This is a genomic window from Streptomyces sp. NPDC001858, assembly GCF_053594615.1.
In genome coordinates this window covers 413,269-429,039 of the sequence record NZ_JBSFEV010000001.1, presented here as the reverse complement: position 1 = coordinate 429,039, position 15,771 = coordinate 413,269, and the positions used below count along the sequence as shown (strand labels likewise).

General features: G+C 71.5%; 15 protein-coding genes and 1 riboswitch. Of the genes, 5 read left to right on the top strand and 10 right to left on the bottom strand.

The genetic code is table 11. The features are described 5' to 3' along the window. Positions 1–139 precede the first annotated feature (139 nt). Entirely contained in the window at positions 140–829 is a 690-nt protein-coding gene (locus ACWCPF_RS02100; RefSeq protein ID WP_451043017.1) for a response regulator transcription factor, read from the top strand. Further along, the gene (locus tag ACWCPF_RS02095; RefSeq protein WP_451043016.1) at positions 826–2,271 is read left to right on the top strand and encodes an ATP-binding protein; all 1,446 of its coding nucleotides are present in this window, start codon (positions 826–828) and stop codon (positions 2,269–2,271) included. Before ACWCPF_RS02100 ends, ACWCPF_RS02095 begins: the two co-directional genes overlap by 4 nt. 147 nt (positions 2,272–2,418) lie before the next feature. Here the strand turns inward: ACWCPF_RS02095 and ACWCPF_RS02090 are convergent, their stop codons facing one another. The 4 genes from ACWCPF_RS02090 to ACWCPF_RS02075 form a co-directional block, all read right to left on the bottom strand. Continuing rightward, positions 2,419–2,823, bottom strand: a complete 405-nt coding sequence (locus tag ACWCPF_RS02090; RefSeq protein WP_451043015.1) for an ATP-binding protein — start codon at positions 2,821–2,823, stop codon at positions 2,419–2,421. Between the two features lie 118 nt (positions 2,824–2,941). Further along, a complete protein-coding gene (locus ACWCPF_RS02085; RefSeq protein WP_451043014.1) occupies positions 2,942–4,495 on the bottom strand; it encodes an ABC transporter substrate-binding protein in 1,554 nt (517 codons plus the stop codon). A gap of 205 nt (positions 4,496–4,700) precedes the next feature. Further along, on the bottom strand, positions 4,701–6,020 hold the full coding sequence (locus ACWCPF_RS02080; RefSeq protein WP_451043013.1) for a metallophosphoesterase: 1,320 nt from the start codon (positions 6,018–6,020) through the stop codon (positions 4,701–4,703). Positions 6,021–6,023: 3 nt separating this feature from the next. Further along, on the bottom strand, positions 6,024–6,272 hold the full coding sequence (locus tag ACWCPF_RS02075) for an SCO4848 family membrane protein (protein WP_451043012.1): 249 nt from the start codon (positions 6,270–6,272) through the stop codon (positions 6,024–6,026). A gap of 91 nt (positions 6,273–6,363) precedes the next feature. Between ACWCPF_RS02075 and ACWCPF_RS02070 the strand changes: the two genes are divergently transcribed. Continuing rightward, positions 6,364–7,701 carry a D-alanyl-D-alanine carboxypeptidase family protein gene (locus ACWCPF_RS02070; RefSeq protein WP_451043011.1) on the top strand — a complete coding sequence of 446 codons (1,338 nt, stop codon included), beginning with the start codon at positions 6,364–6,366 and terminating at the stop codon, positions 7,699–7,701. Here the strand turns inward: ACWCPF_RS02070 and ACWCPF_RS02065 are convergent. Continuing rightward, positions 7,655–8,572, bottom strand: a complete 918-nt coding sequence (locus tag ACWCPF_RS02065; RefSeq protein ID WP_451043010.1) for a YihY/virulence factor BrkB family protein — start codon at positions 8,570–8,572, stop codon at positions 7,655–7,657. The two genes, ACWCPF_RS02070 and ACWCPF_RS02065, sit on opposite strands and share 47 nt — an antisense overlap. Positions 8,573–8,693: 121 nt before the next feature. Between ACWCPF_RS02065 and ACWCPF_RS02060 the strand changes: the two genes are divergently transcribed. Beyond that, positions 8,694–9,449 carry a decaprenylphospho-beta-D-erythro-pentofuranosid-2-ulose 2-reductase gene (locus ACWCPF_RS02060; RefSeq protein ID WP_451043009.1) on the top strand — a complete coding sequence of 252 codons (756 nt, stop codon included), beginning with the start codon at positions 8,694–8,696 and terminating at the stop codon, positions 9,447–9,449. Positions 9,450–9,544: 95 nt separating this feature from the next. On the opposite strand, the gene ACWCPF_RS02055 is transcribed toward ACWCPF_RS02060, so the two are convergent. From ACWCPF_RS02055 to ACWCPF_RS02035, 5 genes are all read right to left on the bottom strand, one after another. Continuing rightward, the gene (locus tag ACWCPF_RS02055) at positions 9,545–10,123 is read right to left on the bottom strand and encodes a 2'-5' RNA ligase family protein (RefSeq protein ID WP_451043008.1); all 579 of its coding nucleotides are present in this window, start codon (positions 10,121–10,123) and stop codon (positions 9,545–9,547) included. 157 nt (positions 10,124–10,280) lie between these two features. Then, positions 10,281–11,294, bottom strand: coding sequence for a tryptophan--tRNA ligase (gene trpS, locus ACWCPF_RS02050; RefSeq protein WP_451043007.1), 1,014 nt, complete (start codon positions 11,292–11,294; stop codon positions 10,281–10,283). A gap of 116 nt (positions 11,295–11,410) precedes the next feature. Then, complete coding sequence (locus ACWCPF_RS02045; RefSeq protein WP_451043006.1) at positions 11,411–12,874, bottom strand: glycine hydroxymethyltransferase; 1,464 nt, start codon at positions 12,872–12,874, stop codon at positions 11,411–11,413. Positions 12,875–12,906: 32 nt separating this feature from the next. Continuing rightward, a riboswitch (ZMP/ZTP riboswitch) is annotated at positions 12,907–12,997 on the bottom strand. Positions 12,998–13,017: 20 nt separating this feature from the next. Further along, a complete protein-coding gene (locus tag ACWCPF_RS02040; protein WP_451043005.1) occupies positions 13,018–14,205 on the bottom strand; it encodes a glutathionylspermidine synthase family protein in 1,188 nt (395 codons plus the stop codon). A 51-nt stretch (positions 14,206–14,256) separates the two neighbouring features. Continuing rightward, positions 14,257–14,658, bottom strand: coding sequence for a hypothetical protein (locus ACWCPF_RS02035; protein ID WP_451043004.1), 402 nt, complete (start codon positions 14,656–14,658; stop codon positions 14,257–14,259). A 140-nt stretch (positions 14,659–14,798) separates the two neighbouring features. Between ACWCPF_RS02035 and ACWCPF_RS02030 the strand changes: the two genes are divergently transcribed. After that, positions 14,799–15,665, top strand: a complete 867-nt coding sequence (locus ACWCPF_RS02030) for a hypothetical protein (RefSeq protein ID WP_451043113.1) — start codon at positions 14,799–14,801, stop codon at positions 15,663–15,665. Positions 15,666–15,771: the final 106 nt, after the last annotated feature.

Here is a 15,771-nt window from a genome sequence, read left to right as displayed (position 1 = left end):
AGAGTCGGTTGGTCCCCCCAGGTCCTGGCAACAGGATCGGCAGCGGCACACGCGTGTGGACACGGCGCGCCCATGACTCTCAAGGAACTCCAAAGACCGTTTCGGCCCGGCTGTCGGCGGCCCGCCCGATACTGGGGGCATGACGACGGCTCAAGGCACTGTGCTGGTCGTGGAGGACGAACCGAGCATCGCGGACGTCCTCGCCATCGCCCTGCGGTACCACCGCTTCGAGGTCATGATCGCGGGCACGGTCCGCGAGGCCCTCGCGCTCGCCGGCCGCACCCGGCCCGACGTGGCGCTGCTGGACGTGATGCTGCCGGACGGCGACGGCCGGGCGCTGGGGCGTGAACTGCGCGCCCGCAGGCCGGACCTGGCGCTCGTCTTCCTCACCGCGCGGGACGCGCCGGCCGAGATCGTCGGGGCGCTCGGCTTCGGCGACGACTACATCACCAAGCCGTTCGACATCGACGTGGTCGTCGCGAGGATCACGGCGGTCCTGCGCCGCACCCGGCCGGCCGACGTCCTCCCGCAGCGGCCGCCGCTGCGGTACGGCGATCTGGAGCTGGACGACACGACGTACAGCGTGCACCGCGCGGGCCGCTCGGTCGAGCTGACGCCCACCGAGTACGCGCTGCTGCGGTTCCTGGTGCGCAACGCGGGCCGGATCGTGCCCAAGGAGCAACTCCTGCGCCATGTCTGGCAGTACGAGCACACGCCGCCGGAGTCGACGGTCGTCGAGACCTACATCAGCTATCTGCGGCGCAAGCTGGACGGCTTGGGAGCGCCGGTGATCACCACGCGGCGGGGCGTGGGATACGGGCTGGCATGAGGCGGGCGCACCGGCACGGCGTCCACTCCCTGCGGATCAAGCTGACCGCCGCGAACGTCTTCCTGCTCGCGCTCGGCATCGTCGTCGCCACCGCCGTCAGTCTCATGGGGATGCGGCACTATCTGCTCGGCCAGGTGGACTCGCAGCTGATCAAGTCGCGGGATTCGCTGGCCGGTTCGCAGCTGACCATGCGGGAGATCGACTCGCTGAGCGTGCTGAGCGTCATCAGCGACCGCTACGCGTCCGCGGGGACGGACGACCGGCCGGCCCCTGACTCGATCTTCACCGCCGTCGACGGCGAGGGCACGGTCCTCACCCTGTTCGACATCCGGCCCACCGAGGCCCAGCGCGGGCTGGCGGACGCCGTGCGCGATCCGCGCGCCCTCGCCGCCGACAGCGGCCCGCACGACGTCGGCGTGCACGGCGCCGCCTACCGGGCGACCGCGACCCGGCTCCCCGACGGCACGTACATCCTGCTGGCCACCTCCACCGAGGGCCTCCACCAGGGCATAGCGAAGGCCCTGAAGCTCGACGTCGCCGTCGGCACGCTGCTGCTCGCCCTGCTGGCCTGTCTGACCCTGTTCAGCGTGCGGCGGCGGATGCGGCCGCTGGAGGACATGGTGGAGACGTCGTCGGCGATCGCCGAGGGGGATCTGACCCGGCGGGTGCCCTCCAGCCACCACCCCACGCAGGAGGTCGAACAGCTGCGGCTCGCCCTGAACTCCATGCTCCACCAGGTGGAGACGGCGTACCGCACGCGCGAGCGCAGCGCGGGCCAGCTGCGCCGCTTCGTCGCCGACGCCTCGCACGAACTGCGCACCCCGCTCTCCGCGATCCGCGGCTATCTCCAGCTGCTGGAGCAGGGGATGCTGGTCGAGCCGGGGGAGCGCAGAAGGGCCTGGGACCGGATGAACGGCGAGGTGGACCGCATGGGCCGGCTCGTCGACGAGCTGCTCACCCTGGCCCGCCTGGACCAGCGGCCCGAGCTGCGGCTGCGCAACGTGGACGTGAGCCGTCTGGTGCGGGACTCGGCGCAGGACCTGCGGGCCCAGCAGCCCGCGCGGCCGGTCACGGTGGAGGCCGACGGCGCCGTCCTGGTGTGGGCCGACGAGTCGGGGCTGCGGCAGGTGCTGGGCAACCTGGTGGCGAACGTCCGCACGCACACGGCGGCCGATGTGCCGGTGCGGCTGGCCGTGGAGCGCGCGGACGGCGTCGTACGCCTGTCGGTCGAGGACAAGGGGCCGGGGCTGGGCGCGGAGGACGCGGCGCGGGTCTTCGACCGCTTCTTCCGGGCGGGCGGCGGCGCGGGCAGCGGGCTGGGCCTGGCGATCGTGCAGGGGGCGGTCCGGGCCCAGGGCGGCGAGGTCGGCGTGCGGACGGCGCCGGGCGAGGGCCTGGCGGTGACGGTGACGTTGCCGAACCGGCCTGCGGCCTGCGAGTAGGCGCTCCGCTGGTGCCGCCATGTGCTGCGAGGTGCCGCAATCTGCCGTCGTTTCGGTGCGGCGCCGTCGTGGCTGGTCGCGCCCGCGCGGCGGAGCCGCATATGTCAGCGCCCCGCGCCCCTTTGGGGCGCTGCCGCACCGCGGATGTCAGCGCCCCGGTTCGGTGATCAGGGCCCAGACTGTCTGGCCGTGGCGGCCTCTGCTCCAGACGCCCCAGGCGGCGGCGATGTGCTCCACCAGGTGCAGGCCGCGGCCATGTTCCTCCCACTCGCCGACCACCCGCGGCCGGGGTTCGACCCGGCCCTCGTCGGAGACCTCTATCAGGCAGGAGCCGTCGCCCAGCGCGGTGACGGCCACCTCGAACTCCCGCTCCCGCAGCGGCCCGTGGCGTACGACGTTGGTGGCCAGCTCGGACACCACGAGGACGGCGTCGGCCAGCGCCCGGTCCTCTGATCCGTGCCCCCAGTCGGCGAGATGCTCACGCACCCGGCGCCGGGCGAGACCGACGGACGCCGGATGCCGGGGCAGCCGGAAGGACTTGCGTCTCAGCACGTCTGCTCCTCACCTCCCGCACACCTCCGTCACATGGTGCCGCGTGGGGTGCCTGCCCGGTGCAGAGGGTGCGCATGCCCGCTGACGGGATCAAGCCCGCGGGCCGGGGCGGGTCGGCTCAGATCCAGTCGAGCTTCCACAGCCGGAACACGCCGTTGCCGTCGGCCAGATACTGGCCGCCGCCGATCTCCGAGCTGGTGACGACGTACTCCTTGCGCTGCCACAGCGGGATGACCGGTACGTCCTCGGCGACGGCCTGCTGGAGGGCGTGGAAGTCGTCGTCGACCCGGCCGCGGTCGGCGAAGCGCTGGCTGTCGGCGATGTAGCCGTCGACCTTCTTGCTGCTGTAGCCGGTGTTCATGGTGGAGTCGGTGCCGACGAGCGGGGCCGCGAAGGTGTCCGGGTCGGGGTAGTCGGCGACCCAGCCGACGGCGTAGGCGTCGAGTTTGCCGGTGGCCCACCGCTTCTGGAAGTCGGTCCACTCGTAACCCTTGACGTCCACCTTGAACAGGCCGCTCGCCTCCAGCTGCCGCTTGAGCTCGGTGGCCTCGGCCGCCGCGGAGCCGCTGCCCAGGCCGTAGCCGTAGGTGAAGCGCACCGGGAGGCTGACGCCGGCCTCCTCCAGGAGTTTGCGCGCCTTCTTGGCGTCCGGGTCCGGGTAGCTGTCGAAGAAGGAGGTGGTGTGGCCGGCGATGCCGGTCGGGATGAGCGAGTACAGCGGCTCGACGGTCCCCTCGTACACGGTCGACGCGAGCTGCGAGCGGTCGATCAGCCAGGCCAGCGCCTTGCGGACGTCCGTCTCGTGCAGCGGGGAGCCGGAGCGGGTGTTGAAGTACAGGTTGCGGGTCTCGGAGCTCTCGGCCTCGGTGACGCGCATGTCGGGGTCGCTGGCGCTGAGCGCGGCGAGGACCTTGGGCGGCAGCTGCCGGGTGGCGGTCTGGATCTCCTTGGCCTGCCACGCCTTGTTCAGGGCCTCGGGGTCGGCGTAGTAGCGCAGCTCGATCGGCGCGCCGGTGTCCACGGCGCCCTGGTAGCGCGAGTTGGGCGACAGGTCGACCTTCTTGCCCTTCGCGTACCCCGTCAGCCGGTACGGGCCGGAGCCGTCGACGTCGTCGCCGGTGCGCAGGGCGTCGGCCGGATAGCGGGTGCGGTCGACGATCGAACCGGCTCCGGTGGCCACCTTGAACGGAAAGGTGGCGTCCGGCGACGACAGGTGGAAGGTGACGGTCATGCCCTTGGCGTCCACGGACTTCAGGGTGGAGAACAGCGATGCGGGACCGACGTCCGCGTTGATCTTCTTGACCCGGTCGAAGGAGAACTTCACGTCCTCGGCGGTGACCTTGCCGCCGCCGGTGAAGGTGAGGTCGTCGCGCAGCTCGCAGGTGTACGTGGTCAGGCTGTCCTTCGCGAAGGAACAGCTCTTGGCCGCGTCCGGCACGGGCGAGATGCCGCCGGGCTCGTAGGTCAGCAGCGACTGGAAGACGTTGCTGAACAACGCCCAGGAGCCGGCGTCGTAGGCGCCGGCCGGGTCGAGCGAGGTGACGGCGTCCGTGGTGCCGACGGTGATGGTCGCGTCGCTCTCGTCCTGCGCCGGCAGCAGCTGCCAGCCGCCCACCGCGACGACCGCGAGAACCAGCAGCGTCACGAGAATCCGCATGCGAACAGATCGCATGGTGGTGTCCTGCCTCCCGGCCCGCGAGACCGGGCCCAGTCCACAAAGTGCCACTCCCCTGGCGGCGGGCTCACCTAATCACACGGGTTTCCTGTGGCGGAAGAGGATTCTGCCGACATGAGAAAACCCTTACCCGCGGATACGCACGTAGTGTTTCGGCCGAGTTTCACAGCCTCTGCCGTCTGTTCAGCTGTCTCTTCTGCCGTCAGGCCCGGGTCGACGCCAGTTGGATCACGGTGATGTCGGAGGGGGCGCCCACGCGCGTGGGCGGGCCCCAGGCGCCCGCGCCCCGGGACACGTACAGCTGGGTGTCGCCGTAGCGCTCCAGGCCCGCCACGGTCGGGTTCGCGGCGGCGGCGATCAGGTTGCCGGGCCACAGCTGGCCGCCGTGCGTGTGACCGGAGAGCTGGAGGTCGACGCCGTGGCGCACGGCGTCGTGGATCTGCACGGGCTGGTGGGCGAGGAGCACGCACGCGCGTGCGGTGTCACGGTCGCCGAGCGCACGGGTGAAGTCGGGGCCCTGGCCGTCGCTCTCGCCGGCGATGTCGTTGACGCCGGCCACGTCGAACCAGGGCAGCTCGGTGCGGGCGTTCTCCAGCGGGTTCAGGCCGAGCCGGCGCACCTCCTCGACCCACTGCTCGGCGCCGGAGAAGTACTCGTGGTTGCCGGTGACGAAGAAGCTGCCGTGCCGCGCCTTCAGCTGCGCGAGCGGGGCGGCGGCCGGGCCCAGGTCCTTGACGCTGCCGTCGACCAGGTCGCCGACGACCGCGATCAGGTCGGGCTGCGTCGAGTTGATCGTGTCGACGACCCGGCTCGCGAAGCCCCGGCCGAGGACGGGGCTCAGGTGGATGTCGCTGACGACCGCGATCCGGTAGCCGTGCGCGGCGCGCGGCAGCTTGGCCAACGGCACGGTCACCCGCTTGACCTGCGGACCGCGCAGCACACCGTAGGTCCCGTAACCGACGGTCCCGACGGCAGCCGCAGCAGCCGCACCCCCCACGACCCGAGCCACGAACACCCGCCGCGCAAGCCCGTCATCGAACTCGCCGGCGGCAGGCTTGTCGGCCCCGCTCCCGTCGGGCGTGGAGGCGTCGGGCCGCCGCGCGTCGGGCAGCGGTTGTTCGTGGTCCGGGGCGCCCACCGGGAGGGGCTGCTGGTCCGGGTGGGGCTGGGGCTGAGGCGTGGGTGTCTCGGCCCTCGCTGCGCGGCGGGCCAGGACGCGGTGGAGCAGGGGGCGGACGGCCTCGCCGGCGAGCACGGCCAGCAGCAGGTAGATCGACAGGGCCAGCCACAGGAAGCCGGGCCAGGCCAGGACGCGTTGGAGCCAGAACGGCGCGCCCGTGCGTTCGGCGACCAGCGCGCCGATGGCCAGCACCCAGCAGCCCGCGATCAGCACCGCGCCCGCGCGGCGCGCCCGGCCGGGGCCGCGGGTCGTGTCGCGGAACAACCGGCGCCACAGGTACCAGTTGGCCGCGACGATCACGGTCAGCGCGAGGAGAGCGACCAGCACGGCCACGATCACCATGGCCTAGGACGTCCGTCCGGGCCGGCCGAGTGCGCGCAGACCGCGCAACCCGATGCCCCCGACGACCGTCCCCAATACGAAGGAAACGACGGCGAGCGTCAGGTGCACCCAGAAGTACGCCGTGGGGTCCCCGTCCTCGAACGCGAGCCCGCTGCTGTCCTTGATGAGATTTTTAACGAAAGTGACCCAGATGACCCAGCTCCACACCCCGAAGGCGAGCAGGAACCAGGAGACCGGGCGGCTGAGCTTCATGCGTTCAGTATCTCCGGCGGGTGTCCGGTTCCGTGACCGGGGTCGGGAGGGCGGTGGGACTTCCCGTCGTGTGCCAGGTACTTTCTCCGACGTGCCCGCACCCATGAAGCAGACCGTCAGGCGCTCCCTGCTGGTCACCTCCGCGACCCTCGCCTCCTTCGCGCTCACCGCGCCCGCCTCGCTCGCGGCGCCGACTCCGTCCCCGTCGCCGTCGCCGAAGACCAGTGCCTCCCCTTCGAGTACCGCGAAGCCCTCGGGCAGTCCGTCGGTGACTCCCCCGGCGAACATGTCGACCGTCGGCGGGACGCGGCTCGGTCGGGCCGGGACGCAGGTGGCGATCGCCGGCGGCGCGCCGGTGCTGCCGAAGGACATCAGCGCCCGCTCGTGGATCGTCGCCGACGCCGAGTCGGGGGACGTGCTGGCCTCGCACAACGCGCACTGGCGGTTGCCCCCGGCGAGCACGCTGAAGATGCTCTTCGCGGACACCGTCCTGCCGAGGTTCCCCAAGACCACCGCGCACAAGGTCGACCCGAAGGACCTGGCCGGCCTGGGTGCCGGCTCCAGCCTCGTCGGCATAAAGGAGGGCGAGACGTATACGGTCCACGACCTGTGGCTCGGCGTCTTCCTGCGGTCGGGCAACGACGCCGTGCGCGTCCTGTCGGCGATGAACGGCGGCGTCGCCGACACGGTGAAGGAGATGAACGAGCACGCCGAGGAGCTCCAGGCCCTCGACACGCACGTCGTCTCCCCCGACGGGTACGACAAGCCCGGCCAGGTGTCCTCGGCGTACGACCTGACGCTGTTCGCCCGCTCGGGTCTGCAGAAGAAGGACTTCCGGGAGTACTGCTCGACCGTCTCGGCCAAGTTCCCGGGCGCGACGACGAAGAACAAGAAGGGCAAGACGACCCGCGGGACCTTCGAGATCCAGAACACCAACCGGCTGCTCAGCGGCGACTACGACATGAGCCAGTACCCGGGCATCGCGGGCGTCAAGAACGGCAACACCACCAACGCGGGGGCCACCTTCACCGGGGTCGCCGAGCGCAACGGCCGGGTGCTGCTGGTCACGGTCATGAACCCGTCGAAGACGGACCACAACGAGGTCTACAAGGAGTCCGCGGCCCTGCTCGACTGGGGCTTCCAGGCGGCCGGCAAGGTGACGCCGGTGGGTGAGCTGGTCGCACCGCAGGGCACGACGCAGGCCAGCGCCCAGCCCGGTGCGAAGGCCTCTCCCGAGGCGGCCGGGGAGGCCGGCGGCGCGGGGAACGTGTCGGAGAAGCCGGTGGCGGGCGCGGTGGCGGAGAACGGCGCCGGGGGCATGTGGGTCGCGCTGGCCATCGCCGGCGGTCTGCTGGTGCTGCTGGCGGGCGGCGCGTTCCTGGTCAACCGCCGCTGGCCGCTGCCGGACCTGGTACGACGTCGTCGCTGACGTCGATGTCCTGGACGTCGTCGGGTGTACTGCCGGTCGCCGTCCAGGCGGCGCAGTACAGGACGAGCTTCGAGGTGAAGTTGATCCACAGCAGCAGGGCGATGGGCACGCCGAACGCGCCGTACATGCTCTTCGCGGCCACGCCCTGCATATAGCCGCTGAGCAGCAGCTTCAGCAGCTCGAAGCCGACGGCGCCGAGGAACGCGGCGACGAGCAGCCGACGACGGGTCGGTTCGACGCCCGGCAGCAGCGTCAGGACGTAGAGCAGGAGCAGGAAGTCGGCGAGGACGGCGACGGAGAACGCGGCGACGCGCAGCAGCAGGCTGCCCCACCCCGCCTTGTCGATGCCGAGTTGGTCGGTGATCCAGCCGACCAGGGCCGAGGCGACGGTGGAGATGGCGAGGGTGAGCAGGACCGCGCCGCCCAGCCCGATGAGGACGCCCGCGTCCTTGGTCTTGCGCAGGACCGGGTTCTCCTCGCTGTCGGGCAGCTCCCACACCGCGCGCAAGCAGTCCCGCATCTGGCCGACCCAGCCGATGCCGGTGAGCAGCAGCAGCGCGCCGGCGATGAGACCGATGGCGCCGGCGTTCTGGACGAGGCCGTCGATGTCCAGCTGGTCGGAGATGCCGGGCACCTGATCGGTGATCTTGTCCTGGAGCTCCTGCTGCTGGGACGTGCTCAGGGTGGCGGCGGCGATGGCGGCGGCGACGGTCAGCAGCGGGAAGAGCGCGATGAAGCTGATGAACGTCATCGCGGCGGCGAGCCGCGTCCACTTCACCCGGTCCAGGCGCTCGTACGACCGCCACGCGTGCGTGGCGGTGAGCCGTGTGACCAACGGCCCGATTCCGGGAAGCTTTTTCAGCCAGTCCATGACCCGTCTCTGCCCTGCTCGGGGACACCCGATGTCCTGGTACCCCCATTTCGGGGAGCGAGCGGGCAGCACGGGAGGTTCAATAACCGATTGCCCGCAAATGGGCGATACGTTCACTTCCATGTCTGACGCCATCGGCCTCCCCCAGTCCCTGCTCGTCCTCGGCGGTACGTCGGAGATCGCGCTGGCCACCGTGCGCCGGCTGATCGCCCGCAGCGCCCGCACGGTGTGGCTGGCGGGACGTCCGTCGGCCGCCCTGGAGACGGCGGCGGCGGAGCTGCGTGTGCTGGGGGCGGACGTGCACACCGTGCCCTTCGACGCGCTGGACACCGAGTCCCACGAGACGGTCCTGGGCAAGGTCTTCACCGAGGGCGACGTCGATCTGGTGCTGCTCGCCTTCGGCGTCCTCGGCGACCAGGCGAACGACGAGCGCGATCCGGCGGCCGCGGTGCGCGTGGCGCAGACCAACTACACGGGCGCGGTGTCGGCGGGGCTGATCTGCGGGCGGGCCCTGCAGACCCAGGGGAGCGGCTCGCTGGTCGTGCTGTCCTCCGTCGCCGGCGAGCGGGCCCGCCGCTCGGACTTCATCTACGGCTCCAGCAAGGCCGGCCTCGACGCCTTCGCCCAGGGCCTGGGCGACGCGCTGCACGGCACGGGCGTCCATGTCATGGTCGTCCGCCCCGGGTTCGTCCGGACGACGACGGCCGCCGGGCCGGCCGAGGAGCCGCTGAGCACGACGCCGGCAGCAATCGCCACGGCCGTCGAACTGGGGCTGCGCCGCCGCTCGGAGACGGTGTGGGTGCCGGGAATCCTGCGCATGGTGACGGCGGTCCTGCGGCACACACCACGAGCGGTGTTCCGACGGCTGCCTCTCTAAGCGCTCCGCTGTAAGTGCCGCGATCTGCCGTCGTTCCGCTGCGGCGCCATCGTGGCTGGTCGCGCAGTTCCCCGCGCCCCTTCAGGGCGGAGCGCCTAGCGGGTGGGGAGGGAGCCGCGGTCCGCGTGGGCGGGCTGCGGGGGGACGACCGCGCTGCCGAAGGCATACTCGCGGAGCTTGCGCCAGACGCCGTCGGGCCCCTGCTCGGCGAGCGCGAAGCCCGTGCAGGACCACTCGGCCTCGTAGTGGGCGAGCTCCTCGAACGCGCGGTCCATCGCCGCCTCGTCGATGCCGTGCGCGACGGTGACGTGCGGGTGGTAGGGGAACTGCAGCTCGCGGGTGAGCGGCCCGGACGCGTCCCGGACCAGCTGCTGGAGCCAGGCGCAGGTCTCGGCGCCCTCGACGACCTTCAGATAGACCACCGGCGAAAGCGGCCGGAAGGTGCCCGTGCCGGACAGCCGCATCGGGAAGGGGCGGCCGGCCTCGGCCACCTCGGTCAGATGCGCCTCGACGGCCGCGAGCACGCCCGGCTCGACCTCGGTCGGCGGCAGCAGCGTGACATGCGTGGGGATACCGTGAGCCGCGGCGTCGCCGAAGCCCGCGCGCCGCTCCTGGAGCAGGCTGCCGTGAGGCTCCGGGACCGCGATCGATACGCCGATCGTTACGGTCCCCACGTCTTCTCCTCGGTTGTCGTGCCGGGTTCGTACTCAGTCGTACGGCTATCGACTGTACGGCCACGGCTGAGCTCTGGGCAGGCGCAGGGGAAGTGATGTGCAGCGCTCTGCCCGGTGGAACAGGTGTGCGGTGCGCCCTCGGTGCTGCTGAGCGCTGTCAGTGCTTCGCGGGAAGGAAGCCGACCTTCTGGTACGCCTGCGCGAGCGTCTCCGCGGCGACGGCACGGGCCTTCTCCGCGCCCTTGGCGAGGATCGAGTCGAGCGTCTCGGGGTCGTCCAGGTACTGCTGGGTGCGGTCCCGGAACGGCGTCACGAAGTCGACGACGACCTCGGCGAGGTCCGTCTTGAGCGCGCCGTAGAGCTTGCCCTCGTAACTCTGCTCCAGCTCCGGGATGCTCTTGCCGGTCAGCGTGGAGTAGATCGTGAGCAGGTTGCTCACGCCGGGCTTGTTCTCGGCGTCGAAGCGGACGACCGTGTCGGTGTCCGTGACCGCGCTCTTGACCTTCTTCGCGGTGGCCTTCGGCTCGTCGAGCAGGTTGACGAGGCCCTTCGGCGTGGACGCCGACTTGCTCATCTTGATCGACGGGTCCTGAAGGTCGTAGATCTTCGCCGTTTCCTTGAGGATGTACGGCTTCGGGATCGTGAACGTCTCGCCGAAGCGGCCGTTGAAGCGCTCCGCGAGGTCACGGGTCAGCTCGATGTGCTGGCGCTGGTCCTCGCCGACGGGGACCTCGTGGGCCTGGTAGAGCAGGATGTCCGCGACCTGGAGGATCGGGTACGTGAACAGGCCGACGCTCGCGCTCTCGGAGCCCTGCCGGGCGGACTTGTCCTTGAACTGGGTCATCCGGCCGGCCTCGCCGAAGCCGGTGAGGCAGTTCATGACCCAGGCGAGCTGCGCGTGCTCGGGGACGTGGCTCTGGACGAACAGCGTGCAGCGCTCGGGGTCCAGCCCGGCGGCGAGGAGCTGGGCGGCGGCCAGGCGGGTGTTGGCCGTGAGCTCCTTCGGGTCCTGCGGGACCGTGATCGCGTGCAGGTCGACGACCATGTAGAACGCGTCGTGGGTCTCCTGCAGCGCCACCCACTGGCGGACGGCGCCGAGGTAGTTGCCGAGGTGGAACGAGCCTGCGGTGGGCTGGATCCCGGAGAGCACGCGGGGACGGTCTGAGGCCATGCTTTTTATTGTCTCAGAGGTGTGGGGTGGTTTCGGTACGCGGGGAGCTGCGGGCCGGTGGGGGCCGTTCGCGCAGTTCCCCGCGCCCCTGGGTTCGCTGCCCCTGAGGGTGTTGATCAGCCGAGGTCGATCTCGGGGTACAGGGGGAAGCCCGCCACCAGGTCTGTTGCCCGCTGGGAGATCTCCTGTGCGACCTTCTCGTCGAGGATGTGGGAGGCCTTCGACGGCGCGCCCGACTTCGTCTTGCCGGGCTCGGTGGCGGTGAGGACTCGGTCGATCAGGGACGCCACCTCGTCCATCTCCGCCGTGCCCAGGCCGCGCGTCGTCAGCGCCGGCGTGCCGATGCGGATGCCGGAGGTGTACCAGGCGCCGTTCGGGTCGGCCGGGATGGCGTTGCGGTTGGTGACGATGCCCGAGTCGAGCAGCGCGGCCTCGGCCTGGCGGCCGGTGAGGCCGTAGCCGGAGGCGACGTCGATCAGGTTCAGGTGGTTGTCGGTGCCGCCGGTGACCAGGGTCGCGCCGCGCCGCATCAGGCCCTCGGCGAGGGCGCGGGAATTGTCGACGATGCGCTGGGCGTAGTCCTGGAAGGAGGGCCGGCGGGCCTCGGCGAGGGCGACGGCCTTGGCGGCCATGACGTGTGGGAGCGGGCCGCCGAGGACCATCGGGCAGCCGCGGTCGACCTGGTCCTTGAGGGAGTCGTCGCACAGGACCATGCCGCCGCGCGGGCCGCGCAGGGACTTGTGCGTGGTGGTCGTCACGATCTGGGCGTGCGGGACCGGGTCGAAGTCGCCGGTCAGGACCTTGCCCGCGACCAGGCCCGCGAAGTGGGCCATGTCGACCATGAGGGTCGCGCCGACCTCGTCGGCGATCTCGCGCATGATCCGGAAGTTCACCAGCCGGGGGTACGCGGAGTAGCCCGCCACGATGATCAGCGGCTTGAAGTCACGGGCCGACGCGCGCAGCGCCTCGTAGTCGATCAGGCCGGTCGCCGGGTCCGTGCCGTACGACCGCTGGTCGAACATCTTTCCGGAGATGTTCGGGCGGAAGCCGTGGGTGAGGTGGCCGCCGGCGTCCAGGGACATGCCGAGCATGCGCTGGTTGCCGAAGGCCTGGCGCAGCTCGGCCCAGTCGGCCTCGGAGAGGTCGTTGACCTGGCGCGCGCCGGTCTTCGCCAGGAACGGCACCTCGACCCGGTCCGCGAGGACGGCCCAGAAGGCGACCAGGTTGGCGTCGATGCCGGAGTGCGGCTGGACGTAGGCGTGGCGGGCGCCGAACAGCTCACGGGCGTGCTCCGCGGCGAGGGACTCGACGGTGTCGACATTGCGGCAGCCGGCGTAGAAGCGGCGGCCGATCGTGCCCTCGGCGTACTTGTCGCTGAACCAGTTGCCCATCGCGAGGAGGGTGGCCGGGGAGGCGTAGTTCTCGGAGGCGATCAGCTTGAGCATCTCGCGCTGGTCGTGGACCTCCTGGCCGATGGCGTCGGCCACGCGCGGCTCGACGGCGCGGATCACGTCGAGGGCGGCGCGGAAGGCGGTGGACTCGGTGGAGAGGGAGCCGGTGGAGAGGGGCTCGGGTGACATGGGGACCTCCGGACGTGGCTGTTCGGCATGTTCGGTTCGGCCCAGGCGCACGGCACTCGGTGCTGCACAGGGCCGCTCCCCGATGGTCGGTCCCATCCCAGCGCGCCAGTCACGGCCCTTTCAGCAGCCTACCGGCTGCCGCTTCAGCGGATCACATGCGGCACGAAGCGGGCGTACTCGTCCGTGATCAGGCCGGCGGACTCGCGGATGCCGAGGCCCGCCGACTCGTCCCGCACCACCCAGGCGCCGAGCACGACGTGGTTGCCGTCGAAGGCGGGCAGCGGCGCCAGCTGCTGGTAGCAGCAGGGTTCGTCGGTGCGCGGGACGGGCTCGGCGCCGGGTTCGTGGATCGTGACGCCGGCGCCCTCGCGGCCGAGCAGGGGTTTGGCGACGTAGCCGGTGGTGGCCGCCAGGTCGCGGGGGCCGTCCAGGTAGGCGGGCAGGAGGTTGGGGTGGCCGGGGTACAGCTCCCACAGGACGGCCAGCAGCGCCTTGTTGCTGAGGAGCATCTTCCAGGCCGGTTCTATCCACATCGTGGCGCCGGTGCCGCCGCCGTTGTCGAGGGTGTCCAGGACATGGCCGGCGAAGCGGTCGGTGGTCAGCCACTCCCAGGGGTAGAGCTTGAAGCAGCTGCGGATGAAGCGGAGTTGCCGGTCGACGAAGCGGCCGGAGAGCGGGTCCCAGCCGATCTCCTCCATGGAGATCCAGTCGGTGTCCAGGCCGGCCTGCTCGGCGGTCTCCTTGAGGTAGGCGACGGTCATGAGGTCCTCGCCGAGTTCGTCGGCGGAGGAGTGCGCGAAGTAGAGGGGGTTGCCGGGCGGGAGGAGCGCCGCCTGGTCCTTCCATGCGGCGACCAGGCGTTCGTGGAGGGAGTTCCACTGGTCGGCGCCGGGGAAACGGTCCTCCATCCAGAACCACTGGGGTGAGGCCGCCTCCACGAGGGAGGTGGGGGTGTCGGCGTTGTACTCCAGGAGCTTCGCCGGGCCCGAGCCGTCGTAGTGGAGGTCGAAACGGCCGTAGACGGACGGGAGTTCGGCGCGCCGGCGCCAGGCCTCGGCGACCGCGCCCGCCACGCGCGGGTCGGTGATGCCGAGGTCGGCGAGCCGGTCGGACTCGACGAGGTGGGCGGCCGCCGTCAGGCACATGGCGTGCAGTTCCTCGACGGTCTCCTCCAGCGCCTCGACCTCGTCGAGGGTGAAGGCGTAGTAGGCGCTCTCGTCCCAGTAGGGGCGCAGCACGCCGTCGGGGTGGCGGGTGAGGGGGTAGACGAGCCCCTGCTCCTCGACGGTCTGCTGCCAGCCGGGGCGGGGCTCGATGGTGTGACGTCGCACGGTGTCGTCCTCGTCGGTCCTCGGTCGGTCCGCGATCGGTCGCCGACCGGCTCAGCCGCCGGAGCTGCCCTTGTGGACGCCGCTGCCGCTGTCGCTGTCACTGCCGAGGCCGCCGCGGTCCACGCCGCTGCCGCCCGTGCTGCTGCCCCCGCTGCTGCTGGTCGAACTGCTCGACCCCTTGCCGGGCTCGGTGAAGGAGCCGCCGTCGACCCAGGAGCCCTTCTTCTTGCCGCCGTAGTACCAGGCGGAGTTCGCGGAGACCTTGGTGGACTTGCAGTTCTTGTCGGCGACGACCTTGTAGCCCTTGGCCGCGTTGTAGCTGTCGCGGTCGACGCAGCGCTTGTCGGGGGCGTCGGAGGAGCAGGCGGTGAGCGCCGCCGCGAGGATGCCCATGCCGCCGAGTACGACCGTGCCCGAACGAAGTCGTCTGCGTGGTGCCGTGGTGTCCGCCATGTCCCTGTCTCCCCGTTGTCCCAGCTGTCTGATCCGCCTCTACGGCGATTTCCGGCCGTCAGCCTAGACATGAAGGTGAGGACGCGCGGAGGCGGCCCGCCCACGAGCCGCTCCCCTACAGTCCTTTCGTGCTCTTTGGAATGATGTGCGCCCTCGGTGCGGCGGTCTGCTTCGGCACGGCGACGGTTCTGCAGGCGATGGCCGCGCGGGCGGTCGCCGTCGACGAGGGCTCCCGCGGCGGGGAGGCGGCGCTGCTGTTGCGGGCGGTGCGGCAGTGGCGTTATCTGGCGGGTCTCGGGCTGGACGGCCTGGGCTTTCTGTTCCAGATCGCCGCGCTGCGGTCGGTGCCGATCTACGCGGTGGGCGCGGCCCTCGCGTCGAGCCTGGCGGTGACGGCGGTGGTCGCGGCGCGGCTGCTGCGGGTGCGGCTGAGCCGGACCGAGTGGCTGGCGGTGGGGGTGGTGTGCGCGGGGCTGGCGATGCTGGGGCTGGCCGCGGGCACGGAGGGCGAGGAGAGCGGGCCGGAGGCGTTGCCGTGGGCGATGCTCGGCACGGCGGTTGCGGTGCTGCTGCTGGGGTTGGCCGGTGGGCGGCTCGCCGGGCGGGGGCGGGCGCTGGTCCTGGGACTGGGCGCGGGGTTCGGGTTCGGGGTGGTGGAGGTCGCGGTGCGCTTGATCGACTCGCTCGCCCCCTCGGACCTCCTGACCGACCCGGCGGCCTACGCGCTGCTGCTGGGCGGCGGGGCGGCCTTCCTGCTCCTGACCTCGGCGCTGCAACGGGGCTCGGTGACGACGGCCACGGCGGGGATGGTGATCGGCGAGACGATCGGGCCGGCCCTGGTGGGCGTGATCTGGCTGGGCGACCGCACCCGCGAGGGCCTCGCCTGGCTGGCCGTCCTGGGCTTCGCCGTCGCGGTCGCGGGCGCACTGGCGCTGGCCCGCTTCGGCGAGGCCCCGGAACCGACGCCCTCGCCCTCGCCCTCACCGGAAACGCCCGCCCGGCCGTGAGCGACCGTCTCCGGCGCGACCGTGGTTCGTTCCGGTGCGGCGCCGTCGTGGCTGGTCGCGCCCGCGCGGCGGAGCCGCATATGTCAGAGCCCGCGCCCCTGAAGGG

What these genes read in the sequence shown, in the direction of transcription:
- ACWCPF_RS02100 (WP_451043017.1), top strand. Translation starts at nt 140, where the DNA reads ATGACGACGGCTCAAGGCACTGTGCTGGTCGTGGAGGACGAACCGAGC.
- ACWCPF_RS02095 (WP_451043016.1), top strand. Translation starts at nt 826, where the DNA reads ATGAGGCGGGCGCACCGGCACGGCGTCCACTCCCTGCGGATCAAGCTG.
- ACWCPF_RS02085 (WP_451043014.1), bottom strand. Translation starts at nt 4,495, where the DNA reads ATGCGATCTGTTCGCATGCGGATTCTCGTGACGCTGCTGGTTCTCGCG.
- ACWCPF_RS02080 (WP_451043013.1), bottom strand. Translation starts at nt 6,020, where the DNA reads ATGGTGATCGTGGCCGTGCTGGTCGCTCTCCTCGCGCTGACCGTGATC.
- ACWCPF_RS02075 (WP_451043012.1), bottom strand. Translation starts at nt 6,272, where the DNA reads ATGAAGCTCAGCCGCCCGGTCTCCTGGTTCCTGCTCGCCTTCGGGGTG.
- ACWCPF_RS02065 (WP_451043010.1), bottom strand. Translation starts at nt 8,572, where the DNA reads ATGGACTGGCTGAAAAAGCTTCCCGGAATCGGGCCGTTGGTCACACGG.
- ACWCPF_RS02060 (WP_451043009.1), top strand. Translation starts at nt 8,694, where the DNA reads ATGTCTGACGCCATCGGCCTCCCCCAGTCCCTGCTCGTCCTCGGCGGT.
- trpS (WP_451043007.1), bottom strand. Translation starts at nt 11,294, where the DNA reads ATGGCCTCAGACCGTCCCCGCGTGCTCTCCGGGATCCAGCCCACCGCA.
- ACWCPF_RS02045 (WP_451043006.1), bottom strand. Translation starts at nt 12,874, where the DNA reads ATGTCACCCGAGCCCCTCTCCACCGGCTCCCTCTCCACCGAGTCCACC.
- ACWCPF_RS02035 (WP_451043004.1), bottom strand. Translation starts at nt 14,658, where the DNA reads ATGGCGGACACCACGGCACCACGCAGACGACTTCGTTCGGGCACGGTC.
- ACWCPF_RS02030 (WP_451043113.1), top strand. Translation starts at nt 14,799, where the DNA reads ATGATGTGCGCCCTCGGTGCGGCGGTCTGCTTCGGCACGGCGACGGTT.